Source organism: Tenebrionibacter intestinalis (assembly GCF_016632365.1).
GTDB classification, from domain to species: Bacteria; Pseudomonadota; Gammaproteobacteria; order Enterobacterales; family Enterobacteriaceae; genus Tenebrionibacter; species Tenebrionibacter intestinalis.
On the sequence record NZ_JAEPBH010000018.1, the window covers coordinates 57,421 to 78,729 of the forward strand.

A 21,309-nucleotide genomic window follows, 5' to 3' on the forward strand; every position below is an offset into this window, starting at 1 on the left:
AACTACTAAGTCAGGATAAGTACTGTATCAAATTTCCAGGTAAACCGCTGTGTTCTTTCTTGCGCAAATGGAAATTTTCGCCGTATGGAAACAGGTAACGAGTATAGTAGTACAAACGTATTTTCAGAACGTATTATTTTCCGGAGAACATTTTATGCAGGCATTAATTCTTCAGCAGCAGGACAATAAAACGCAGGCAACGTTACAGCCGGTAGACGAAACCATGCTGCCTGAAGGCGATGTTACCGTTGAAGTCGTTTATTCCAGCCTGAACTATAAAGATGCGATGGCGATAACCGGCAAGGGTAGAATTATACGTCAGTTTCCAATGGTGCCGGGCATTGACTTTGCCGGGCGCGTACGCCATAGCGAAGATCCACGTTTCCATATTGGGCAGGATGTTGTACTCACTGGCTGGGGCGCAGGAGAAAACCACTGGGGCGGCCTGAGCGGTCTGGCGCGCGTTAAAGGCGACTGGTTGGTGCCGCTGCCGCAGGGGCTGGACAGCCGCAAGGCGATGGTTATCGGCACTGCGGGGTTTACCGCCATGCTGTGTGTTATGGCGCTTGAAGAGGCGGGGGTTGTTGCGCAACAGGGTGAAATACTGGTAACCGGCGCCAGCGGCGGCGTGGGCAGTACGGCGGTTTCACTATTACACGCGCTGGGCTATACGGTGGTTGCAGCCTCCGGACGTGTAAGCACTCACGATTATTTACGCCAGCTTGGCGCCAGCCGAATCATCGGTCGCGAAACGTTCGCCGACGGCCGTCCGCTGGAAAAACAACAGTGGGCTGGCGCTATCGACACCGTAGGCGATAAGGTACTTGCCAGCGTGCTGGCGCAAACGCAGTACGGCGGCTGCGTTGCCGCCTGCGGCCTCGCCGGCGGATTCAGCCTGCCGGCCACGGTAATGCCGTTTATTCTACGCAATGTACGCCTGCAAGGCGTGGACTCCGTGATGACGCCGCTACCGCGCCGTCTGGCGGCCTGGGCACGGCTGGCGAAGGATTTACCGGAAAGCTTCTACCAGACAGCAGCAACTGAAATCGGGCTGGATCGCGTCGCTGAATACGCAGCCGCGATAATGGAAAATCGCGCTCATGGACGCACGCTGGTGAAAATTGAATCATAACGCCGCGTCTTTTTAATCCATACCTCATACTGATGACAACGCATCATCACGGGTATGGTTTATGAAGAAAAAAACGTTTACCGAAGCTGATATCACCGCCGAAGCGGTATTTTTTATGCAGCGTCGCCGTATACTCCAGGCGCTCGGCATCGGCAGCGGAACGCTGATGCTGCCGGGCGCTGCGCAGGCGAATTTTTTATCATGGTTTAAGGGCAACGATCGTCCGCCTGCGCCAATGGGCGAAGCGTTAACGTTCAGTAAACCCGAAAAATGGCAGGCAGCGCTGCCGTTGACGCCCGAAGACAAGATTGTTGGTTATAATAATTTTTATGAATTCGGCCTTGATAAAGCCGATCCGGCTGCCAATGCCGGCAGGCTGACAACCACGCCCTGGCAGCTTAAGGTTGATGGCGAAGTCGCACGCCCGCTGACGCTATCGCACGATGAGTTGACGTCGCGCTATCCCCTGGAAGAACGCATTTATCGCATGCGCTGCGTTGAAGCCTGGTCGATGATCGTACCCTGGGTAGGCTTTTCATTACATCGATTGCTTAAAGATGCCGCTCCCACCAGCCGGGCAAAATACGTCGCCTTCCAGACTCTGTTCCGCCCGGAGGAAATGCCGGGGCAGAAAGACCGCTTTATTGGCGGCGGGTTAACTTATCCCTATGTTGAAGGGTTGCGTATTGATGAAGCGATGCACCCTTTAACACTGCTTGCTGTTGGGGTATATGGCAAAGCGCTGCCGCCGCAAAACGGCGCGCCGGCGCGGCTGGTCGTTCCCTGGAATTACGGTTTCAAAGGAATTAAATCCATTGTCAGCATCCGACTGCAGGAAGCGAGGCCGCCGACCACATGGCATCTGTCGGCGCCCGATGAATACGGTTTTTATGCAAATGTGAATCCCCACGTCGATCATCCTCGCTGGTCACAGGCCACAGAACGCGTTATTGGCGCGGGCGGCATTCTTGATGTTAAACGTCAACCCACGCTTTTATTTAACGGCTATGCCGACAGCGTTAGCCCGCTTTACCACGGCCTGAACCTACAGGAGAATTTTTGAGTGCGAATCACGCCACAACACATTACCCGCCTTAAGGCGGCGCTCCATCTCGTTGCTTTTGCGCCGCTGCTTTGGCTGTTTTATGCTGCAAATCAGGGCTATTTTAGCGCCGACCCGGCTAAAGATATCCAGCATTTCACGGGAAGAATGGCGCTCAAACTACTGCTGGCGACGCTGCTTGTCGCTCCGCTGGCGCGCTATATAAAACAACCTGCATTAATTCGCACGCGCCGGCTGATTGGGCTATGGTGTTTCGCCTGGGCAACCCTGCACCTGTTAAGCTACACGCTGCTTGAACTGGGGGTAAATAACCTCAACCTGCTGGCGAATGAACTGCTAACCCGCCCTTATTTAACGCTGGGTATTGTCAGTTGGGCGATGTTACTGGCGCTGGCGTTAACATCCACGCAATCCGCTCAAAAGAAACTGGGCCGAAACTGGCAAAAATTGCATAACGTCATTTATCTGATCGCCATCTTCGCCCCCATTCACTATCTGTGGTCAGTAAAGGTTCTCTCCCCTCAACCGGTTCTCTATGCGCTGGCCGCTGGCGTGCTTTTAGCCCTGCGCTACCGTAAACTTCGCCGCTGGCGTCACTAAGCTGTTTTCAGGCAACCCGGCGAAACATCTGAGTTTGTTATGTTTATTATCACAGGTGGTTGATTATCTTCCCTGATAAGACCAGTATTTAGCAGCTATTTGCGCTGAAATTATTATAATACGCCGCCTCCGGTTTTTTTCCGCACATTTTCAACTCGTTTAGACGTGACAATGTAGAATTGAAGGTATATTTTGTCATATTCATGATAATTGCAGGAGTTAGCGTCACAATGTCGGGTAAATTGCAAATTTTGCTTTTAAACGGGCCGAACCTTAATATGCTCGGCACCCGTGAGCCAGAGAAGTATGGCACGCTGACGTTATCAGATATTGTGGCCGATTTACGCGCACAGGCAGAAGCGTTGAATGTTTCGCTCGAAAGCCTGCAGTCTAACGCAGAGCATGTGTTGATTGACCGAATTCATCAGGCTAAAGACCATATTGACTATATCCTGATTAATCCGGCCGCGTTCACGCATACCAGCGTGGCGTTGCGCGACGCGCTGCTGGCGGTGAATATCCCGTTTATCGAAATTCATCTGAGCAACGTTCATGCGCGTGAACCTTTTCGGCATCATTCATACCTTTCTGATATTGCCGCTGGCGTCATCTGTGGGTTTGGCGCCGATGGCTACTCCTGGGCACTCCAGACCGCGGTTAAGCGTCTGACATATACTAACTAAACAAAGAGTACGGAACCCCAAATGGATATTCGTAAAATAAAAAAACTGATCGAACTGGTTGAAGAATCAGGTATTGCTGAGCTGGAAATCGCTGAAGGCGAGGAGTCGGTGCGTATTAGTCGCGCCGTTCCAAACCAGGGCATGCCGATGATGCAGCAGGCATGGGCCGCGCCTGTTGCGCAACCGCAGTTATCAAATGCCGTTGCGCCTGCTGCCGCGCCAGTCATGGAAGCGTCGGCTGCCGCTGAAATCAGCGGCCACATCGTCCGCTCGCCAATGGTCGGCACCTTCTACCGCACGCCAAGCCCGGAAGCAAAAGCTTTTGTTGAAGTCGGTCAGAAAGTCAATGCCGGCGATACGCTGTGCATTGTTGAAGCGATGAAAATGATGAATCAGATCGAAGCTGATAAAGCAGGTGTAGTAAAAGCCATTCTGGTGGAAAGTGGACAACCGGTAGAATTCGACGAGCCGCTGGTCATCATCGAGTAACGAGGCCTTCCATGCTTGATAAAATTGTCATCGCTAACCGTGGTGAAATCGCGTTGCGCATTCTTCGTGCCTGTAAAGAACTGGGCATTAAAACTGTTGCGGTGCATTCCACTGCGGATCGCGATCTGAAGCACGTACTGCTGGCAGATGAAACTATCTGTATCGGCCCGGCGCAGTCGGTAAAAAGCTATCTGAATATTCCGGCGATTATTTCCGCCGCCGAAATCACTGGCGCGGTAGCCATTCATCCAGGCTATGGCTTCCTGTCTGAAAACGCCAACTTTGCTGAACAGGTGGAACGCTCCGGCTTTATTTTTATTGGCCCGAAAGCCGACACCATTCGTCTGATGGGGGATAAAGTCTCCGCCATCAGCGCCATGAAAAAAGCCGGCGTTCCCTGCGTTCCGGGGTCCGATGGACCGCTGGGAGACGATATGGATAACAACCGCGCCATCGCAAAACGCATTGGTTACCCGGTTATTATCAAAGCCTCCGGCGGCGGCGGCGGCCGGGGTATGCGTGTTGTGCGCAATGACGCCGAACTGGCCCAGTCCATCACCATGACGCGTGCGGAAGCAAAATCCGCATTCAATAACGACATGGTGTATATGGAGAAATACCTGGAAAACCCGCGCCACATAGAAATTCAGGTCCTGGCGGACGGCCAGGGCAACGCCATTTACCTGGCTGAGCGCGACTGCTCTATGCAGCGCCGCCACCAGAAAGTGGTTGAAGAAGCGCCGGCGCCGGGCATTACCCCAGAGCTGCGCCGCTATATCGGCGAGCGCTGCGCAAAAGCGTGCGTGGATATCGGCTACCGCGGCGCAGGTACGTTCGAATTCCTGTTTGAAAACGGAGAATTCTATTTCATTGAGATGAATACCCGTATTCAGGTTGAGCATCCGGTAACAGAAATGATAACCGGGGTGGATCTGATTAAAGAACAGTTGCGCATTGCCGCAGGCCAACCGCTGTCGGTTAAACAGGAAGAAATTGTCGTACACGGACATGCGGTGGAATGCCGTATTAATGCCGAAGACCCGAATACCTTCCTGCCAAGCCCGGGCAAAATCACTCGTTTCCACGCGCCGGGCGGCTTTGGCGTACGTTGGGAATCGCATATCTACGCCGGCTATACCGTACCGCCGTACTATGACTCCATGATTGGCAAACTTATTTGCTACGGTGAAAATCGCGATGTCGCTATCGCGCGTATGCGCAACGCCCTGCAGGAACTCATCATCGACGGTATTAAAACCAACGTTGATTTGCAGATGCGTATTATGAACGACGAGAACTTCCAGCACGGCGGCACCAACATCCACTACCTGGAGAAAAAGCTTGGTCTGCACGACTAAGCTTTAAACATTCTCCGCCAGGGCCGGACTTCCGGCCCTTTCTTTTTTCTCCTACAATCGCCGTTTTGGCTGATAACCCGGAAAACAACAATGGATAACCGTTTTGTTCAGGCTCACAAAGAAGCGCGCTGGACGACGTGGCTGACTCTGCTTTACCTGGCGGCCTGGATTGCCGCGGCCTGGCTGCCGGATGCCGGCAATGGCCCTACTGGCCTGCCGCACTGGTTTGAAATGGCCTGTCTGCTGGTGCCGCTAATTTTTATTCTGCTGTGCTGGCTTATGGTACGCGTGCTGTTTCGCGATATCCCTCTGGAGGATACCCATGCAGACTGAAGTTATCCTGCCGCTTATTGCCTATCTGCTGGTCGTTTTCGGCCTGTCGGCCTGGTCAATGCGCCGTCGGCAGGCGGGAAATTTCCTCAACGAATATTTTCTTGGCAGCCGTTCAATGGGCGGCTTTGTACTGGCTATGACTCTCACCGCCACCTACATAAGCGCCAGCTCATTTATTGGCGGCCCCGGCGCTGCATATAAATATGGTCTCGGCTGGGTGCTGTTAGCAATGATTCAACTCCCCGCAGTCTGGCTGTCTCTCGGCGTGCTGGGTAAAAAGTTCGCTATACTCGCCCGCCGCTACAACGCCGTCACGCTCAACGATATGCTGTATGCCCGCTACCAAAGCCGCCTGTTGGTATGGCTGGCAAGCATAAGCCTGCTGGTTGCGTTTATCGGCGCGATGACCGTGCAGTTTATCGGTGGCGCGCGCCTGCTGGAAACCGCCGCAGGCATACCCTACGAAGCCGGACTGCTAATCTTTGGTATCAGTATCGCACTCTATACCGCCTTTGGCGGCTTTCGCGCCAGCGTGCTCAACGACGCCATGCAGGGCATGGTAATGCTTATAGGCACGCTGCTGTTGCTGGCAGGCGTCGTGCACGCCGCAGGCGGGCTAAGCAACGCTGTCAGTACGTTACAGCATATTGATCCTAAGTTGGTTACGCCGCAGGGCGCAGACGATATTCTCTCGCCCGCTTTCCTTGCTTCATTTTGGGTGCTGGTATGCTTTGGTATCATCGGCTTGCCGCACACGGCGGTACGCTGCATTTCTTATAAAGACAGCAAAGCCGTTCACAGCGGCATTATTCTCGGCACTATCGTCGTGGCAGTGCTGATGCTGGGTATGCATCTGGCTGGCGCGCTGGGCCGCGCGGTCATTCCAGATATGGCTATTCCCGATAGTGTGATTCCAACGCTTATGGTCACCGTGTTGCCGCCCGTTGCCGCCGGGATATTTCTCGCCGCGCCGATGGCGGCGATTATGTCCACCATTAATGCGCAACTGCTGCAATCATCAGCGACAATTGTTAAAGATCTGTGGTTAAGCCAGCGTCCTGAAGATGTAAATAATGAAAAACGCCTTAAGCGTATGTCTGCCATGATTACGCTGGCGCTAAGCCTGTTGCTGCTTCTGGCGGCCTGGAAACCGCCACAGATGATTATTTGGCTTAATCTACTGGCTTTTGGCGGGCTGGAAGCCGTTTTCCTTTGGCCGCTGGTGCTTGGCCTTTACTGGGAACGCGCTAATGCCGCAGGCGCTCTGAGCGCAATGCTTGTCGGCGGCGTGCTCTACGCGGTGTTAGCAACGCTTAACCTGGAGATTATGGGGTTTCATCCCATTGTGCCCTCGCTACTACTCAGTCTACTAAGTTTTCTTATTGGCAACCGCTTCGGCTGCACAGTAAACAACCAAACTTCCCTTTCACCCACAGATAAATAAAGAGCTTTGTCATGCCGTGGATTCAACTAAAAATTAATACCTCTGGTGCGAACGCAGAACAACTGGGTGATGCGCTGACCGAAAACGGTGCGGTTTGTGTCACCTTTCAGGATACCCATGACACGCCAGTCTTCGAACCACTGCCGGGTGAAACGCGGCTGTGGGGCGATACCGACGTCACTGGCCTGTTTGACGCCGAATGGGACATGAAAACCACCGTTGCCGCACTGGAACAACATCCGCTGCTGGGCGCAGGCTTTCACCACAAAATCGAACAGCTTGAGGATAAAGACTGGGAGCGCGAATGGATGGAGAACTTCCACCCTATGCGCTTTGGTGAGCGCCTGTGGATTTGCCCCAGTTGGCGCGACGTGCCCGATCCGTCTGCGGTTAATGTCATGCTTGATCCGGGCCTGGCGTTTGGCACCGGAACCCACCCCACTACCGCGCTATGCCTTGAGTGGCTCGACAGCCTCGATCTGGCAGGTAAAACGGTAATCGACTTTGGCTGCGGCTCGGGCATCCTTGCCATTGCTGCGCTCAAGCTCGGCGCCGCGCGTGCAATCGGAATCGATATCGATCCACAAGCCATTCAGGCCAGCCGGGACAATGCGCGACGCAATGGCGTTGAAGACAGGTTGGCGCTTTTTCTGCCGCAGGATAAGCCAAACGGCCTTCATGCCGATGTCGTGGTAGCCAATATCCTGGCTGGCCCTTTGCGGGAACTGGCGCCGCTTATCAGCATACTGCCGGCAAAAGGAGGAGTGATTGGGCTATCCGGTATTCTCGCAAGCCAGGCTGAAAGCGTTTGTGAAGCTTACCAGGAGATCTTCTCTCTCGAACCGATAGCTGAAAAAGCTGAATGGTGCAGAATAACCGGAACAAAAAACTAAATACATCTAAAAAGCGGCCTGTTTAAGCCGCTTTTTCGTATTATTTCAATTACACTGTTTGTACAAATAGCCTTATAATTCCTGCCGTTATACTTCGCTGCAATCAGCATTTATAAAAAACGACAATATTCAATGGAAGAATAATTATGGCAAAGAAATTTAACGGTATTATGCTCGCGCTCGCGCTGCTGCCGGCAATCGCATCCGCTTCTGAATGGGGCTATGAAGGTGATACTTCCCCGGAGAATTGGGCCGGATTAAATAAAGACTGGGAACAGTGCCAGAAAGGTCGGAATCAATCGCCCGTTGATATCCGCCACACTTATAAAGCGCATATACGCCCCCTTAAATCCTTCTATAGCAGCGGCCCGGATTATTTACTGAACAACGGTCACACCATCCAGGCAACCTGGAGCGACGATGATAAGGCCAGCTATATCAAGCTTGACGATGAAAAGTTCACCCTGAGGCAATTTCACTTCCATGCGCCGAGCGAAAATACCGTAAACGGTAAACATTACCCGCTCGAAATGCACCTCGTACACCAGGATGATGAGGGAGAAATGGCGGTAGTTGCGGTAATGTTTAACGTTGGCGCGTCTAACGCTGAACTGGAAAAACTGTGGAAGGTTATGCCTGACGAAGCGGATAAGGGTTCTCCGCTACGCGTCGAGTTTGATGTGAATAATCTCCTGCCAACCAACAAAACCCACTGGCGCTATACCGGCTCACTGACCACACCGCCATGTACCGAAGGCGTCCGCTGGGTTGTAATGAAACATCCGCTGACAATCTCAGCAGATCAGCTTAAAAAATTTAAAGCTGTTATGCATCATCCAAACAATCGACCCGTGCAGAAATTACACGGTCGTATGATACTGGATTAAAACCTTATACGGGCAGGCTACCCTGCCCGTCTCTTAGCTAAAACATAGCTTAATTGAGTTAAAAATAATATGAATAATCCAATATTCATTATTTTATCAGCATAAAAACCCGCACTGATTGCCAAATCTGAAACGTTAAGACAAACATATCCTAAAAAAAACAAAAGAGCACAAAACAAACAGCCAAAAGTAACTAATTGATAAATATGATTTATTTTCAAGTGTAGCGTTTGCATGACACTTTCATTGATCTGCGACATCTGATTGTTCAAAGTTTGGCCTTTCATCTCGCGCAAAAAATGCGTAATATACGCCGCCTTGCAGGCACAGTATGGTCATTTCTTAACTCATGCGCATCGGACAACACCAGCTTAAAAATCGCCTGATTGCAGCGCCTATGGCAGGCATTACCGACCGGCCATTCAGGGCGCTGTGTTATGAGATGGGAGCAGGTTTGACCGTTTCGGAAATGATGTCGTCTAACCCGGAAGTTTGGGCCAGCGACAAATCCCGTTTACGAATGGTGCACGTGGATGAGCCAGGCGTGCGTACCGTGCAAATTGCCGGCTGCGTACCCGAAGAAATGGCCGAAGCCGCCCGCATAAACGTCGCAAACGGCGCTCAGATTATTGATATCAATATGGGCTGCCCGGCCAAAAAAGTGAATCGTAAACTGGCAGGTTCTGCCCTTTTACAGTACCCGGAGCAGGTGAAACGGATCCTCACCGCGGTTGTCGGGGCTGTGGACATTCCGGTTACGTTGAAGATTCGTACTGGCTGGGCTCCTGAGCATCGTAACTGCACGGAGATTGCCCAACTGGCCGAAAGCTGTGGTATTCAGGCCCTGACCATTCATGGCCGTACAAGGGCATGTTTGTTTAAGGGAAACGCAGAATACGACAGTATTCGGGCAGTTAAGCAGTTAGTATCCATTCCAGTTATTGCGAATGGCGATATTACTGACCCGCTAAAAGCCAGAGCCGTGCTGGACTATACAGGAGCGGATGCTCTGATGATAGGACGCGCGGCTCAGGGGAGACCCTGGATCTTTCGGGAAATCCAGCATTATCTGGACACGGGTGAGTTGCTTCCTCCCCTGCCGCTGGCAGAGATTAAGCGCTTACTTTGCGCGCATGTTCGGGAACTCCATGCCTTTTATGGCAAGGTAAAGGGGTACCGAATCGCACGTAAACACGTCTCCTGGTATCTTCAGGAGCACGCGCCCAGTGACCAGTTTCGGCGCACATTCAACGCTATCGAGGACGCCAGTGAACAACTGGAGGCGTTGGAGGCATACTTCGAAAATTTTGCGTAAACAGAAATAAAGAGCTGACAGAACTATGTTCGAACAACGCGTAAATTCTGACGTACTGACCGTTTCTACCGTTAACTCTCAGGATCAGGTAACTCAAAAACCCCTGCGTGACTCGGTTAAACAGGCACTGAAGAACTATTTTGCTCAACTGAATGGTCAGGATGTTAATGACCTGTATGAGTTGGTACTGGCTGAAGTAGAACAGCCTCTGTTGGACATGGTGATGCAATACACCCGTGGCAACCAGACCCGTGCAGCCTTAATGATGGGTATCAACCGCGGCACGCTGCGTAAAAAACTGAAAAAATATGGCATGAACTGATTGGTGTCAGCTAATGCGTTGAAAAGAAAGGCGTTTACCCTCATAGGTTAACGCCTTTTTTATTAAACTGACTACACCACTGACTACACAGCGCCGCGAACAAACGCGCACTTTAGTGAACAACTACCGACGTGGATGATCCGGCCTCTTCCACTGGTACGGCCCCGCATTCATGCGTCTACGGTGCCGTTCTCTGGCCACCAGCGCATTTCCCACCCGGGTACGAATAACCAGGCGATCCTGCCCGTTCAGGTCGAGCCCCTGCAGGCGTGCCATCTCCATCAATATCGCTTCAGGTTTAATCAGAGGTTTCCTCCTTAGCAGGTGAAAACTGTCACCCGGCAGAACTGGCCGGAGTAAAAGACAGAAAAAGCGCCGGGCTGCCCCACCAGCTCTAAAGACAGGTAAAATTCATCAACGCCTGACATAAGGCGGCGCTACAGGTGTACACTCGATGATGAACATGTCTAACAGAGTATTTCACCAGAAATTAATACCATTTCGGCTTAAAATGCCAAAAAGCAATATCTTTTACAGCATACAGATTATGCGTTTTCCGCACTCCTTTACCTTCAATCCCATGATCTAAAATGATTTTCTTTACCGTCTGTCGATGAATACCGAGCATCCTGGCAATCTCACTGATACTAAAGACGTACTCGCCATTTTCGACACTAATTGCCGCCTCATTAGCCTTAAGATAGCGTAACCTCATGATTAATAACCTCTAATTAAAAAGTAAGTGGTGATGATGGTGGTGCCCCATAAAAACCCAAAAATCAGCCGTTTCCCGCGTGTCCTCGCCCCCTCGGTGCTCAAAATCGCCAGGAGGACCCGCAAAAAAGGCGGCCTGCTGACCGCCTGAGTGGCTATCCACTGGCTTTTAAGCCCCTTCAGACTTAACAAGTCCGCGCCAGTCCAGCGGAGCCACCCCCGCATCGATGCGCACCTTGAACGTCACACCATCCACGGTAAAGCCCTGCTGCTGTTCTAGGTACGGCGTATCAATACCATCGAGATAAGCCACCTCGATCGTGTCCTGCCCCTGTCCGGCCAGCAGGTACCAGGATTTAAGGCTGTCGGCATCAAGACGAGCTTCAGTGACTACAGTCAGAGCGTCGTTGTAGGGGTTAAATACTCCGCTATTTTGTGCTTCCGGTAATGAAGTCGAGCGAATCAGTTGAGTGGCGCGATCTTCCAGCGCAACGGGGACCAGGAGAAATTGCGGCGGAATATTCAGAACGGAGCCCGCCCCGTTCTTCTGCATTCGCATTGCTCTACGTCCAGCGCTTAGCCCGTCAATAAACAGATCCACCGCCTTTAAAAGGTTCCCATGCTTCTCATGAAAAACAGGTGTTCCATCCCCCATCTTCGGATTGCTCAGCAGTACCGCATAAACCAAATCACCGACTGTACGACGGGCAGCGGCCCCCATCTTCTGAGGAACGGAAGTTAACGCGCTCATGTCGTCGTTAATGATGGCCTGCCGGTCAACGCTGAACAGTTCTCCGTAAGTCGCCAGGGCGATCGGCTCGCTACGATCTGACGTGGTGGCATACTTATATTCTGCACCGGGGCGAACCTGGCGCAGAGACTTAAAGCCATCCAGCCCGGCACGGTGCCCAATCTTAAAATCCGGGAGGGTGCCCTTTTTTGTCCACAACTGGAACGTCTCAGGAGATTCATCCCAGCCCTTCAGTAAAGATTTATTCGCCACATCGGCCAGAATGCCGCCGAAGTCGCTGCTGCTGTGAGTAAAGGCCAGACCAACCATCCCCAGCGGATTGCCCGGAATACCGCTCACACCACGATCCACCAGCGAAGCCCGCGCCAGTTCGCGCAGCGTATAGCCGTTGTATCGGTTGTCAGCCTCTGCCTTCTCCAGCCCGGTACGCGCCATCAGCGCCGCCTTTACCGAATCCCCTACAATATTCCCGTTGTCTGTATACATGCCTATCGCTCCCGGACCGGCGCACGGCGTGGTGCCTTCTGCCAGTTTGTTCAAAATTTTCTGTCTTATCTGCTCCTCGGAGATGGAGCCTTTCACAAATTCAGCCCTGAGATCCGCCGCCCAAGGACGGTCTTTCCACGTCGCAAAAAGCGTTTCGGCCCGCTGCTCGATGCTCTGCCCGCTGGCTGGTGCCTTCATCTGCTCACGTAGTTGATCCGGCGTCCGGGTGAATTTCTCCACCAGCCGACCACACCCCGGCGCCATCGCAAAAGCCTGTCCTTCTGCCGGATAGATTTCATCAATGAAGCCTTTCTCTTTCGCTTCTTCCGCCGTCAGCCAGGTCTCGGCGTCCATCATGGCTTTGATATCAGCCTCTGGCAGGCCGGTTTTCGCTACATAGGTATCCATCATGGTTTTGCCGATCTGCTCCATCACATCAGCCTGGCGGCGCATGTCGCCAGCTTCACCGGCCATGATTCCCCAGGGGTTGTGAACCATCCACCAGCCGTTATCGGCCATCGCCACCCGCCTGGCCCCCAGCGCAACGATAGTTGCCATCGATGCAGCTATACCATCAACGCGGGCCACTGAATGGCCTTTATAGGTACGCAGGGCGTTGAACATCGCCATACCATCGGTCACGCTGCCCCCACCGCTGTTTATGGCGACCGTTACCGGCCCCCGGGCAGATTGCAGGGCATCACGAAAACGCCTGGCCGTTGTGCTCTCAATGGGCTCATACACTGAAATTTCCATCAGCTACCGCCTTACACCGCGCCCGGCGCATCACTTTTGTTGTTAGCCAGCCCCAGCTTTTCACGCAGCAGGGAACGCGCCAGCCAGCCAATAGTGGGAGCCATACCCGGAAGCCCCTCACTGTCGAAGCGCTGACGCACCTCTTCACGCAGGCTGTTTAATGCCAGGGCCGTTTCATCGTCGATGTATACCGACATTGCTTTTTGCTTCGTCATTTTCATTACCTTCATTTGTACTGTATTGACATACAGTGTTGATTAAAATGCAACAATGATCAATAACGTTTCATTTAATGAAACGACGAGAACAAAAAACCGGGTTTCCCCGGCTGATGGCTTTCACATTTTTCACCACGTTTTTTCGCGTATATAAACAAAACTTAGTGGGTTACGTGGGTTACTGGGTTATCTTAGCCTGCTAATTATTTATTTTCCTTTAAATTCAATAAAGTAACATTTTACCAACTTAAAGGTGTAACCCACAAAGCCACCGAAATAACCCACTTTGCCATTTTTAAAGTGGGTTACGATTTTCTTAGTGGGTTATTTTGGCCTGCTAGTGGGTTATAAACGGGGTAAAGTGGGTTACGACTGGGTTATATCAATCCTTTAAAATCATAACGTTAATAGACTTATCCACTGTATAACCCACGTAACCCACTAATTTTTACCTCACACATGTAAGAAAGATTATTCTTCGTCTGGCGAAAACATCAGGACATAAAACACATGCTGTTTGCCTCCCATCCTGCGAAGCGCCTTCTTCTTATGTCGGCCATTATCCCCGGCTTCCAGCATTCCGGCACTGGCTAACGCTTTGGCAAACTGGCGCGGGTTAAAGCCACTTGCGATCTCCTGCTCGAATGCCGCCGGAAACGTGTAGAACTTATATGAATCATCCCCGGCCTGGCTTCCGGTACGGTATCCGGCCAGCTCTCTAATCGGCAGATCACGGGCATCAGTTTCAGGATACGGAAGATAACGGCTGAACCCATAAGCATTCAGAAACGCTTCACACTGTTCAATGATCTGCTGTTGCTCTTTGTTTCCCGTGCCGAATTCTTTCACCCAGGCGTTAAAGTTATGCTGGATAGCGTCACGGCTGGCCTGTTCGCTCCAGCCAGTAATCGGCGCACCGGTTACCAGCGCTGCTTCAAGGATTGCAAAGCGCTCGGCCACGCGGTGTACCTGCTCACCATAATCAGCCGGAATGAGGCCGCGCCAGCGTGTTTGTGCGTCCCGTACCGCCTGTTTTGCTTCCTGCTGGTGAGCCGCCAGCCATTTAACCCACTCACGCCCCGCCGCCCCGTGGTTTTCGATCCAGGCTTCTTTCAATGCATCAGCATGAGCCTTACCATTCGGCAGGCCATTAAAGACTGTCGATTTCTCCATAGGGATATTCAGCAGACGCACCAGTTGCCCCGCCTTAACCTTGAGTCCACCAGCAGAAAGGAAGGTTTCAATATCCATTTCCCCGGTGCTGATCGCCACAGTGCGCCAACGTTTAAGTTCCCGGTTGCCGCCCTCTTTGGCTCCCTGCAACTTTCCGGCACCGTTAAACAGCGTGTAAGCAGACGTGGCAACATCTTTGGCGCTGCTTCCCTGTCCCACCTCATCAAGCGGTAACAGGCTGTCGTTATGCGCCTCCGCTTCGTTTGCGATGCCAAGCGCAGTACCGTACCAGGTAAGCCGCAAAGCATCAGGCTCACCCCACAGGCTGCTCGCAATATTGGCTGTGGTGGTCTTACCGGCGCTCGACTGCTCGAACAAATGGACACCGAAACCATCAGCCCCTACCAAGCCGATAAGCGGCGCGGATAATGCCGCCGCCACACCCAGCATCATAGAAGGATTGCCCCCGGCCAGACAGGCGACGGAATCCCGCCAGGTGGCAACCGTACCCGCAACGGCATAACCGGAAAATGCAGCGCTACGACCATTAAAGAGAATGGGTGTTTCTGGATTACCAACCACTTCACCATCAGGCATGATATATGCTCCATGATGCCAGCCAGTGGTATGGGTGATAATCCATTCCCGATCAGCGCCGCTTTGCTGCAGCCAGTCGGCCAGGATGGCCCGAAAAGTGCTTTTAGTGGTCACGTTCACCCCACCAGCTTTAAGTGAACGCCAGCCGTCACGCTCACCGATATCAGCACAGGGGATCGCCCTGGTAATATCTTCGTGGCCACGCGGCGAACGCCAGCGTAAAACAAGATAGCGCTCTGCTCCATCACTACCGGAACCTACCACCTCAAGCGGCGAGCACAGCCACGTTTCGTTATGGATGATCTCGCCGTTGTCCTTGTCCACCTTAGGGGTTATCCAGAATACGCCATCGCTACGGCTTTCTATTCTGGGCTTAAGTTCATCGCCGGGCGCCTGTTCACTGTCCTTTTTCACCACCGGCAGAGTGATAACGGTACTTTCTCCGGATTCAGCTTCTTTACGCAACCGTTCCAGTTGGTCTGTCCAATTCTCCATGAGATCATAAGATTCAGAATAAAAACGGGCTTCCCGCACATCAGCCAGCGCCAGTTTTGTCGCTATCATAGTTATCTGTTGTTCAGTCAGGTTACCGCCGCGGTAAACCCGGACATAACGACGACCGTTATTGACGATATTCAGCCTTTCCAGATCTGCCAACTGTTTATCACCCAGTATCACCGGCGGTATGGTATCACCTGCCGGGTTCATTTCTTCCCAGGCTTTGGCATACATCCAGGCATCACTACCAGCGAAAATAATCGCTTCTCCCATCGGGTCCGTAGGCAATTTTTTAACGTTTGGGGCGTTCTTCATCCTCACTTCGGAATCCCCCCGCTCATCTGAAATTTACCCAACAGCGGGTGATACCAGTACGCAGAGCCATACTTACGCTTAGCGCCTCTGAGCACCTGCCGCGCGCTGTCCCGAAACTTTTCTTCAAAGGCGATGTATCCACCGCCTTTGCACTTCACCAGCATCACACCCGTGTTACGCGCCAGCTCTTCGGCTTTCTTTGTGGATATCCCATATTCAGCGGCCAGCGCAGTCACCGGCGCCATACCGGAGGGAATCTCTCTCCCCTGGCTTTCGGTGAGCGCCTGAATCTTGCCTTCAAGGTCACGGACGCGACCAGAAAGAACCTCAACACGATTCACCAGCGCGTCAAACTCATTGCGATTTATCATTTCGAACCCTCCCTGCGCTGCCTCAGGACATACTCAGCGGTATAGCTATTCTGCTCCAGCGCCTGGGCCAGCCTCGGTAAATGACGAAGGACATCACTAACAAGGAGAAGGTCGCGGCGGGCATCCTCATCTGAATAATTCTCATTGTCTGACGCATCAAGGACCAGGTTCCCCACCAGCTTAAGAGCGGACACAATCGCCCGCGCGCTTTCGCTACAGTGGCTGCTGTAGTCATTGAGGTATTCGTCACTGTGGTTGGTTAATTCAGGGCTATGAGCCGCCAGGTGATGATAGATGTCACGCATGGAGCCTCCCGGAATCGTATGCTTCCTTCATGGCGCGCAGACGCATCAGAACCTTATCCATCAGTTTGAAGGAAATCTCTTGTTCGTCCTGGCTTCCACCATGCAACTCAGCAGCAGCGGCCAGAAGCGTTTCTGCCCGACGCAATTCGTCTTCAATGCTGATAGGGGCGTTGTTAGGCATGGTGGACCTCCGGCAGCGGTAGGCGACCAGCGAATACCAACACACAGCCTAAAGGGGATTGCTGGCGCGCTTCATGCTCAGTGTGGGCAGCAATGTGGATAATTTGGCCCTCAGTAGCTGTCAGAGCCAGAAAACGGTACTGATATTGAGGGCGCGTTTGGGTAGACTTAATGAAAGCCATAGCTGTTACCTCCGATAACGGTTTGGTTAGAGGCCCGGTTAGTGCTGGTAACACTGCCGGGCTTCGCTGTTCCTCAAGAGCAACTCGCTTAAGGTGGACTCCACTATAAACACAAGGTGGATTCCACTTCAAGGGTTTTATTTCATTTTTATTCTGGTATTCTGTACTCCACCAGATATCACGAGGCTCAGTAATGGCAACAGGAACAAAGAACGACAAGTCACAAAAATTGCAGACTCGCGCACCGCATGAAGTTGTTGAAGCAATGGAACAGGTTAAAGAGCAAGGTGAGAGTACAGCCCAATTTATTGTTACGGCAATGCAGGGCGAGATAAAGCGCCGCCAGCGCAAGAAGGCCAAGGAATCTGACAAGGAGTGATACCCAAAATTTGGATAACGGACCGAGTTGCAGAACTGCAACGGTGTTGCACACTCTTTAAAGAGTTGCGCAATTATCCACCAGCTACCGAAGCGCAAATTTGCGTAACGCCTGATCGGCGGGCTTTTACGGGGTGCGGAAAAGTTCGTATACCCCCGGCTACCCCGTCCAGGGGTATACGGCAATGCAGTACACCCCTTGGGGGTGTGACCAAATTTGGACATACCCCACCTCACGCAGCTTTATCGGTGCCAGCTTTTGGCTGTGCCTGCTGCCAGGCTGTCACCTCAGACAGAAGCCAGCCAACCGCACGCCCACCCATTTTCCGGCGGGAGGGAAAGCGTCCCTCTTTTTCCATCAGGTAGCGGGTCGTTCTGCACAGACCTGTCAGGCTACGGCACTCAGCCTCGCGGATCATTCGATCAGCATAATTAGAAGATTGGTTAAGATGGTTCATAAAAAAATTCCCTCGTTCGCTAAAGTTCGAGGGCATCTTTAATCAAACAAACTGGACAAACATCACCGCAAAAATGCATAGAAATCCACTTGGAAAAAACCAAAGAGATTCACTATTTAGAAATTTCCCTCTTGATTTTTTCTAAGGACTCATAGGTCATTAGTCTATCTATAAAAGGTCTAATAGTTTGAGCTATCGCAAACTGCTCTTTATCTCCATCAGGAAATAAAGAAACAGCGAGAACTCCACCAGGTATTGAAACCGCCTTTATATTGGCCCATGAATGCAAGTCAATATATGGCAACACATTATATTCAATTATCTTCTTTCTAATCACCGGCCACGAATTATTTATTTTTATTTCTTCCGCTTCAATGCCTAATTCTCCCCTCCATTTTGGCAAAAGATTTTTCATGTCAGAAATCAATATTTCATCTGGCACATTTAGATCTAAAGAAATATAAAGCGACCCCCCTTCCATTATCAAGCTAACAGGGTCTGACGCATAAGACACCAGTTTTCCGTGATTAGTAATATCGTCCTTTAAAAGTTCACTAACTTCTTCGTCAGGAATATAGAATGGTTTTCCTTTTCTATCCCCTTTACAGTCAACACCTTGCGAAAAGTGCATAACCTCCATGCGCGATAACACACCAATCCCATAACCTACCGACAGCCTGTTTTTATTTTTTGTATGTCGTTGATATTTTTCGACAAATTCACGCCCACCTTTAAACTGTTCATAATACCCATCAGAAGGTTCAACCTTAATTTCCCCAAATGGATCGTGGTCGAATAAAGGCACTTCGCAGCCGTATTCCAAAAAATATGTAGCAAGCTCTTCGCCACAATTTTTATCTTTCCAATCCATCCTCCAATAAAGCTGTCTAAAAAGGTCTTTATCAGATAATGACTCTAATTTCTCATATTTTTTCAAGTCAAACTCTTTCGGTAAATCTCGTTTGCTCTTTATTCTTTTGCTCATTTAGCCACCTCAAGGAAAGTTATATTTGAGTGATCAGCAGTCAAAACCTCTAATCTATCCATCCACTTATTCAGGGCGTCGAGCTTTTCAGGCATATACTGGCTACGGTTATAAACTGACATCACGCCGCCCAGGGTATGCCCCAGCAACTGCTCAACCACATGAGGGGCTATCCCCATATTGTTCAGCGTCGTGGAGAACGTGCGGCGCAGATCGTGAAGCGTCCAGGGTTCAAAATGGCCAAGCCGCTTATAGACGTTGCGCCCCCACTGACTGACCGCCTCCGGCTTCTTCATCTCGCCCAGCAGCAGCCCTGTATCGCGGTTGCGGTCGCAGAGTTCCTGCAGGTATGGGCGAATAACTACGGGAATAGGCCGTAATATTCTTTCCCCGCCTTTGCTGTGCGCCTTTGGAACCGTCCACACCCACTCTTTGAAATCCCACTCCCCGCAGCGCGATAGCCTCAATTCCTGGGTACGGCAGCCAAACACCACCAGCAGGCGCATCATGGCCGCATAGTAGGGCTTAAACTTCATGCCCGTGGATTCCCGCCAGATATCGGCCAGCTCCTCCCTGGTGTGTTCCCTGTCGCGCTTATTCTGCTTTTTCCCGACATCGGCAATGGTCAGGTCATCGAGAACATTGCTCACCGCATAGCGCCGTACACGGCAGAATTTGACGGCCTGCTTACACATCTGCAGGAGATACCCGGCGGCCACCGGCGCCTGACTCTTTGTGCGGTCGAAGCATTCCAGCCAGTGACGGGTTTCGCACTGCGCCAGCGGAAGGGCGCCAATGTAGGGATAGATATGCTTTTCGAGCTGGGCCTTGTGGCGGACAACGTTGGCCCTGTTATGCTCTGCGTACTCCCGGATCCAGTATTCCAGTGCCTCTTTGACGGTCACCGGCTTAAGGCTCTCCTGCGTCGTCAGGTTAAGCTGGTGCCTGGGGTTCTTCCCTTCGGCCAGCCATCCCCGGCACTGCTCCCGCTTCTCTCTGGCAGCTTTCAGGGATAAGTCCGGGTAGTTACCCAGCTTTATACGCTGCGGCGCCGAAGTGCGACCGCCGATCCGATATGTGAAGTACCAGGTCAGGATACCGGCCTTCGAGACTTTCACACTGAGGCCATCACCATCAGCATAAAAGCTATCGCCCGGGCTCTCCCTGCCGATCATTTTGCGCAGCGATGTATCGCTCAGTTTGTTGGTTCCACCAGCCATAGAAAACCTCAGTTCATACGTGGCACTGACTACACCACTGACTACACATTGCAATGTTACTCTATGAACGAGGATAAACCAAAACAAACAAAAATAGGGTTAATTACGTTATATATCAATTGGATGAATGAACATTACTGAACGACGGGAAACCATAAAAAACCATGGTTTTGATAATATGGCATGAACTGATTTGGTTCATGACTGAAAAGGCGCTTGTCCATAAGGACAGCGCCTTTTTTATTACGTGCTTAATGCATGTACACTTCTCAGATCAATACAAAAACAGACCGGAATACACTTAAAACCGGCGCGTTGCTGTCTTACCGGGGCACTAATTTCTTTCGATTAATGCCGCTAAAAACATTACCTGATTACCTTCGATAATAAAGATACGCTTACTATATGTCGCGGGTAATGAAACAGTTAACCCCATAAAGAAAAAGAACGGCAAGCCTGCGGTCGCTCGCCTGCTAAAGTTTATTTAGTGAGAGCGACAATGCCCAGCGTCAAACCGGCTAACGCCGCAGCCCCACCGGCAATCGCGCCCGCTGTTTCCCAGTTATCCTGAGTCGTGCCTTTCATACAGGTATTAGTATGCACCAGGCGCCCCTGATCGTCGTAGGTCGGGACGCAGGGAGAGTCATGGGCGCAGCCAGCCAGCATAGTGGACAGCAGCGCTATGGCGATGATATTTTTCATATTAATTCCTTTGTTAATACGCAGCCAGTACCTAGCTTATAAAAGTAACCGAAGATTTCTGTTTAAAGCTTATCACCCATGCGGGTTGACGCTGAGTAATTAATAATATCAACTCGTGTCTTTTGTAAAAATAATGGAGAAAAACCAGCTTCAGGCGGTAATTAAGGAGAGAGTGTGAAAATGTAGGGCATAAACAAAGCTAAATAACTGCGCTATGTATATTAATTATAAATAACGAGACACGGCTGCTATATTATAGCGCTGAGGTAAATTTTCTCGTAATAAGGTAGATTTGCATCGCCTGGCCTTACCAAACTCGTAGCCTACCAGAAATGGAGAGTATGCGCATATCTGGTACCAGCCGAACTTATAGAAATCAATTAATAACCACAACGGCGTAAGCGACAAGCGTGTTGAATACAATAAAGCATAAGGCCCGGTCATTCGACCGGGCCTTATGCTTTATTTGATGCCTGGCAGTTCCCTACTCTCGCATGGGGA

27 protein-coding genes are annotated in these 21,309 nt (G+C 51.4%); 13 read left to right on the forward strand and 14 right to left on the reverse strand.

From position 1 onward, the window contains the following. The first annotated feature begins 154 nt into the window (after nt 1-154). The 10 genes from acuI (at nt 155) to JJB97_RS08595 (ending at nt 8,882) form a co-directional block, all read left to right on the forward strand. Nucleotides 155-1,132: an acrylyl-CoA reductase (NADPH) gene (acuI, locus tag JJB97_RS08550; protein ID WP_238713607.1), complete on the forward strand. Its 978-nt coding sequence runs from the start codon at nt 155-157 to the stop codon at nt 1,130-1,132. 61 nt (nt 1,133-1,193) lie between these two features. After that, complete coding sequence (msrP, locus tag JJB97_RS08555; protein WP_238713608.1) at nt 1,194-2,195, forward strand: protein-methionine-sulfoxide reductase catalytic subunit MsrP; 1,002 nt, start codon at nt 1,194-1,196, stop codon at nt 2,193-2,195. Beyond that, nucleotides 2,196-2,795, forward strand: coding sequence for a protein-methionine-sulfoxide reductase heme-binding subunit MsrQ (gene msrQ, locus JJB97_RS08560; protein ID WP_238713609.1), 600 nt, complete (start codon nt 2,196-2,198; stop codon nt 2,793-2,795). It begins immediately after the preceding gene. Between the two features lie 230 nt (nt 2,796-3,025). Continuing rightward, on the forward strand, nt 3,026-3,478 hold the full coding sequence (gene aroQ / locus JJB97_RS08565; protein ID WP_238713610.1) for a type II 3-dehydroquinate dehydratase: 453 nt from the start codon (nt 3,026-3,028) through the stop codon (nt 3,476-3,478). A 21-nt stretch (nt 3,479-3,499) separates the two neighbouring features. Further along, complete coding sequence (accB, locus tag JJB97_RS08570) at nt 3,500-3,967, forward strand: acetyl-CoA carboxylase biotin carboxyl carrier protein (RefSeq protein ID WP_238713611.1); 468 nt, start codon at nt 3,500-3,502, stop codon at nt 3,965-3,967. 11 nt (nt 3,968-3,978) lie between these two features. After that, a complete protein-coding gene (accC, locus tag JJB97_RS08575; RefSeq protein ID WP_238713612.1) occupies nt 3,979-5,325 on the forward strand; it encodes an acetyl-CoA carboxylase biotin carboxylase subunit in 1,347 nt (448 codons plus the stop codon). A gap of 90 nt (nt 5,326-5,415) precedes the next feature. Continuing rightward, nucleotides 5,416-5,658: a YhdT family protein gene (locus tag JJB97_RS08580; protein WP_238713613.1), complete on the forward strand. Its 243-nt coding sequence runs from the start codon at nt 5,416-5,418 to the stop codon at nt 5,656-5,658. Then, complete coding sequence (gene panF / locus JJB97_RS08585; protein WP_238713614.1) at nt 5,648-7,102, forward strand: sodium/pantothenate symporter; 1,455 nt, start codon at nt 5,648-5,650, stop codon at nt 7,100-7,102. Before JJB97_RS08580 ends, panF begins: the two co-directional genes overlap by 11 nt. Before the next feature lie 11 nt (nt 7,103-7,113). After that, the gene (gene prmA, locus JJB97_RS08590) at nt 7,114-7,995 is read left to right on the forward strand and encodes a 50S ribosomal protein L11 methyltransferase (RefSeq protein ID WP_238713615.1); all 882 of its coding nucleotides are present in this window, start codon (nt 7,114-7,116) and stop codon (nt 7,993-7,995) included. 146 nt (nt 7,996-8,141) lie between these two features. Beyond that, nucleotides 8,142-8,882 carry a carbonic anhydrase gene (locus JJB97_RS08595; protein ID WP_238713616.1) on the forward strand — a complete coding sequence of 247 codons (741 nt, stop codon included), beginning with the start codon at nt 8,142-8,144 and terminating at the stop codon, nt 8,880-8,882. Nucleotides 8,883-8,899: 17 nt separating this feature from the next. Here JJB97_RS08595 and JJB97_RS08600 read toward each other — a convergent pair whose 3' ends face one another. Then, a complete protein-coding gene (locus JJB97_RS08600; RefSeq protein WP_238713617.1) occupies nt 8,900-9,118 on the reverse strand; it encodes a hypothetical protein in 219 nt (72 codons plus the stop codon). A gap of 113 nt (nt 9,119-9,231) precedes the next feature. Here JJB97_RS08600 and dusB point away from each other — a divergent pair, with 113 nt between their 5' ends. Together dusB and fis are read left to right on the forward strand one after the other, a co-directional pair. Further along, complete coding sequence (gene dusB / locus JJB97_RS08605; RefSeq protein ID WP_238713618.1) at nt 9,232-10,197, forward strand: tRNA dihydrouridine synthase DusB; 966 nt, start codon at nt 9,232-9,234, stop codon at nt 10,195-10,197. Between the two features lie 25 nt (nt 10,198-10,222). Beyond that, nucleotides 10,223-10,519 carry a DNA-binding transcriptional regulator Fis gene (fis, locus tag JJB97_RS08610; protein WP_000462905.1) on the forward strand — a complete coding sequence of 99 codons (297 nt, stop codon included), beginning with the start codon at nt 10,223-10,225 and terminating at the stop codon, nt 10,517-10,519. A 123-nt stretch (nt 10,520-10,642) separates the two neighbouring features. On the opposite strand, the gene JJB97_RS08615 is transcribed toward fis, so the two are convergent. From JJB97_RS08615 to JJB97_RS18750, 9 genes are all read right to left on the reverse strand, one after another. Beyond that, the gene (locus JJB97_RS08615; RefSeq protein ID WP_238713633.1) at nt 10,643-10,843 is read right to left on the reverse strand and encodes a hypothetical protein; all 201 of its coding nucleotides are present in this window, start codon (nt 10,841-10,843) and stop codon (nt 10,643-10,645) included. Nucleotides 10,844-11,009: 166 nt separating this feature from the next. Next, complete coding sequence (locus JJB97_RS08620; protein WP_238713619.1) at nt 11,010-11,234, reverse strand: hypothetical protein; 225 nt, start codon at nt 11,232-11,234, stop codon at nt 11,010-11,012. Between the two features lie 168 nt (nt 11,235-11,402). Then, entirely contained in the window at nt 11,403-13,226 is a 1,824-nt protein-coding gene (locus tag JJB97_RS08625; protein ID WP_238713620.1) for a ClpP-like prohead protease/major capsid protein fusion protein, read from the reverse strand. A gap of 11 nt (nt 13,227-13,237) precedes the next feature. Continuing rightward, a complete protein-coding gene (locus tag JJB97_RS08630) occupies nt 13,238-13,441 on the reverse strand; it encodes a hypothetical protein (protein WP_238713621.1) in 204 nt (67 codons plus the stop codon). A 474-nt stretch (nt 13,442-13,915) separates the two neighbouring features. Beyond that, a complete protein-coding gene (locus JJB97_RS08635) occupies nt 13,916-16,033 on the reverse strand; it encodes a DUF927 domain-containing protein (RefSeq protein ID WP_238713622.1) in 2,118 nt (705 codons plus the stop codon). After that, entirely contained in the window at nt 16,030-16,398 is a 369-nt protein-coding gene (locus JJB97_RS08640) for a hypothetical protein (protein ID WP_238713623.1), read from the reverse strand. The genes JJB97_RS08635 and JJB97_RS08640 overlap by 4 nt, the downstream gene beginning before the upstream one ends. Further along, nucleotides 16,395-16,703, reverse strand: coding sequence for a hypothetical protein (locus tag JJB97_RS08645; protein ID WP_238713624.1), 309 nt, complete (start codon nt 16,701-16,703; stop codon nt 16,395-16,397). Before JJB97_RS08645 ends, JJB97_RS08640 begins: the two co-directional genes overlap by 4 nt. After that, nucleotides 16,696-16,884 carry a hypothetical protein gene (locus JJB97_RS08650; protein ID WP_238713625.1) on the reverse strand — a complete coding sequence of 63 codons (189 nt, stop codon included), beginning with the start codon at nt 16,882-16,884 and terminating at the stop codon, nt 16,696-16,698. Before JJB97_RS08650 ends, JJB97_RS08645 begins: the two co-directional genes overlap by 8 nt. Further along, entirely contained in the window at nt 16,877-17,065 is a 189-nt protein-coding gene (locus tag JJB97_RS18750) for a host cell division inhibitor Icd-like protein (RefSeq protein WP_399198333.1), read from the reverse strand. Before JJB97_RS18750 ends, JJB97_RS08650 begins: the two co-directional genes overlap by 8 nt. 193 nt (nt 17,066-17,258) lie before the next feature. On the opposite strand from JJB97_RS18750, the gene JJB97_RS08655 reads away from it, so the two are divergent. Next, the gene (locus JJB97_RS08655; RefSeq protein ID WP_238713626.1) at nt 17,259-17,444 is read left to right on the forward strand and encodes a YlcI/YnfO family protein; all 186 of its coding nucleotides are present in this window, start codon (nt 17,259-17,261) and stop codon (nt 17,442-17,444) included. A 232-nt stretch (nt 17,445-17,676) separates the two neighbouring features. Here the strand turns inward: JJB97_RS08655 and JJB97_RS08660 are convergent, their stop codons facing one another. From JJB97_RS08660 to JJB97_RS08675, 4 genes are all read right to left on the reverse strand, one after another. Continuing rightward, the gene (locus JJB97_RS08660; RefSeq protein ID WP_238713627.1) at nt 17,677-17,901 is read right to left on the reverse strand and encodes a helix-turn-helix transcriptional regulator; all 225 of its coding nucleotides are present in this window, start codon (nt 17,899-17,901) and stop codon (nt 17,677-17,679) included. A 112-nt stretch (nt 17,902-18,013) separates the two neighbouring features. Beyond that, the gene (locus JJB97_RS08665) at nt 18,014-18,886 is read right to left on the reverse strand and encodes a DUF6387 family protein (RefSeq protein ID WP_238713628.1); all 873 of its coding nucleotides are present in this window, start codon (nt 18,884-18,886) and stop codon (nt 18,014-18,016) included. Continuing rightward, a complete protein-coding gene (locus tag JJB97_RS08670; protein WP_238713629.1) occupies nt 18,883-20,106 on the reverse strand; it encodes a tyrosine-type recombinase/integrase in 1,224 nt (407 codons plus the stop codon). The genes JJB97_RS08665 and JJB97_RS08670 overlap by 4 nt, the downstream gene beginning before the upstream one ends. A 480-nt stretch (nt 20,107-20,586) precedes the next feature. Further along, nucleotides 20,587-20,808 (reverse strand): putative periplasmic lipoprotein, encoded by a 222-nt coding sequence (locus tag JJB97_RS08675; protein WP_238713630.1) that lies wholly within the window; start codon nt 20,806-20,808, stop codon nt 20,587-20,589. Nucleotides 20,809-21,309 lie beyond the last annotated feature (501 nt).

Coding starts and splice junctions, on each gene's coding strand:
- acuI (WP_238713607.1), top strand. CDS start 155: ATGCAGGCATTAATTCTTCAGCAGCAGGACAATAAAACGCAGGCAACG.
- msrP (WP_238713608.1), top strand. CDS start 1,194: ATGAAGAAAAAAACGTTTACCGAAGCTGATATCACCGCCGAAGCGGTA.
- aroQ (WP_238713610.1), top strand. CDS start 3,026: ATGTCGGGTAAATTGCAAATTTTGCTTTTAAACGGGCCGAACCTTAAT.
- accB (WP_238713611.1), top strand. CDS start 3,500: ATGGATATTCGTAAAATAAAAAAACTGATCGAACTGGTTGAAGAATCA.
- accC (WP_238713612.1), top strand. CDS start 3,979: ATGCTTGATAAAATTGTCATCGCTAACCGTGGTGAAATCGCGTTGCGC.
- JJB97_RS08580 (WP_238713613.1), top strand. CDS start 5,416: ATGGATAACCGTTTTGTTCAGGCTCACAAAGAAGCGCGCTGGACGACG.
- panF (WP_238713614.1), top strand. CDS start 5,648: ATGCAGACTGAAGTTATCCTGCCGCTTATTGCCTATCTGCTGGTCGTT.
- prmA (WP_238713615.1), top strand. CDS start 7,114: ATGCCGTGGATTCAACTAAAAATTAATACCTCTGGTGCGAACGCAGAA.
- JJB97_RS08595 (WP_238713616.1), top strand. CDS start 8,142: ATGGCAAAGAAATTTAACGGTATTATGCTCGCGCTCGCGCTGCTGCCG.
- JJB97_RS08600 (WP_238713617.1), bottom strand. CDS start 9,118: ATGCAAACGCTACACTTGAAAATAAATCATATTTATCAATTAGTTACT.
- dusB (WP_238713618.1), top strand. CDS start 9,232: ATGCGCATCGGACAACACCAGCTTAAAAATCGCCTGATTGCAGCGCCT.
- fis (WP_000462905.1), top strand. CDS start 10,223: ATGTTCGAACAACGCGTAAATTCTGACGTACTGACCGTTTCTACCGTT.
- JJB97_RS08620 (WP_238713619.1), bottom strand. CDS start 11,234: ATGAGGTTACGCTATCTTAAGGCTAATGAGGCGGCAATTAGTGTCGAA.
- JJB97_RS08625 (WP_238713620.1), bottom strand. CDS start 13,226: ATGGAAATTTCAGTGTATGAGCCCATTGAGAGCACAACGGCCAGGCGT.
- JJB97_RS08630 (WP_238713621.1), bottom strand. CDS start 13,441: ATGACGAAGCAAAAAGCAATGTCGGTATACATCGACGATGAAACGGCC.
- JJB97_RS08640 (WP_238713623.1), bottom strand. CDS start 16,398: ATGATAAATCGCAATGAGTTTGACGCGCTGGTGAATCGTGTTGAGGTT.
- JJB97_RS08645 (WP_238713624.1), bottom strand. CDS start 16,703: ATGCGTGACATCTATCATCACCTGGCGGCTCATAGCCCTGAATTAACC.
- JJB97_RS08650 (WP_238713625.1), bottom strand. CDS start 16,884: ATGCCTAACAACGCCCCTATCAGCATTGAAGACGAATTGCGTCGGGCA.
- JJB97_RS18750 (WP_399198333.1), bottom strand. CDS start 17,065: ATGGCTTTCATTAAGTCTACCCAAACGCGCCCTCAATATCAGTACCGT.
- JJB97_RS08655 (WP_238713626.1), top strand. CDS start 17,259: ATGGCAACAGGAACAAAGAACGACAAGTCACAAAAATTGCAGACTCGC.
- JJB97_RS08660 (WP_238713627.1), bottom strand. CDS start 17,901: ATGAACCATCTTAACCAATCTTCTAATTATGCTGATCGAATGATCCGC.
- JJB97_RS08665 (WP_238713628.1), bottom strand. CDS start 18,886: ATGAGCAAAAGAATAAAGAGCAAACGAGATTTACCGAAAGAGTTTGAC.
- JJB97_RS08670 (WP_238713629.1), bottom strand. CDS start 20,106: ATGGCTGGTGGAACCAACAAACTGAGCGATACATCGCTGCGCAAAATG.
- JJB97_RS08675 (WP_238713630.1), bottom strand. CDS start 20,808: ATGAAAAATATCATCGCCATAGCGCTGCTGTCCACTATGCTGGCTGGC.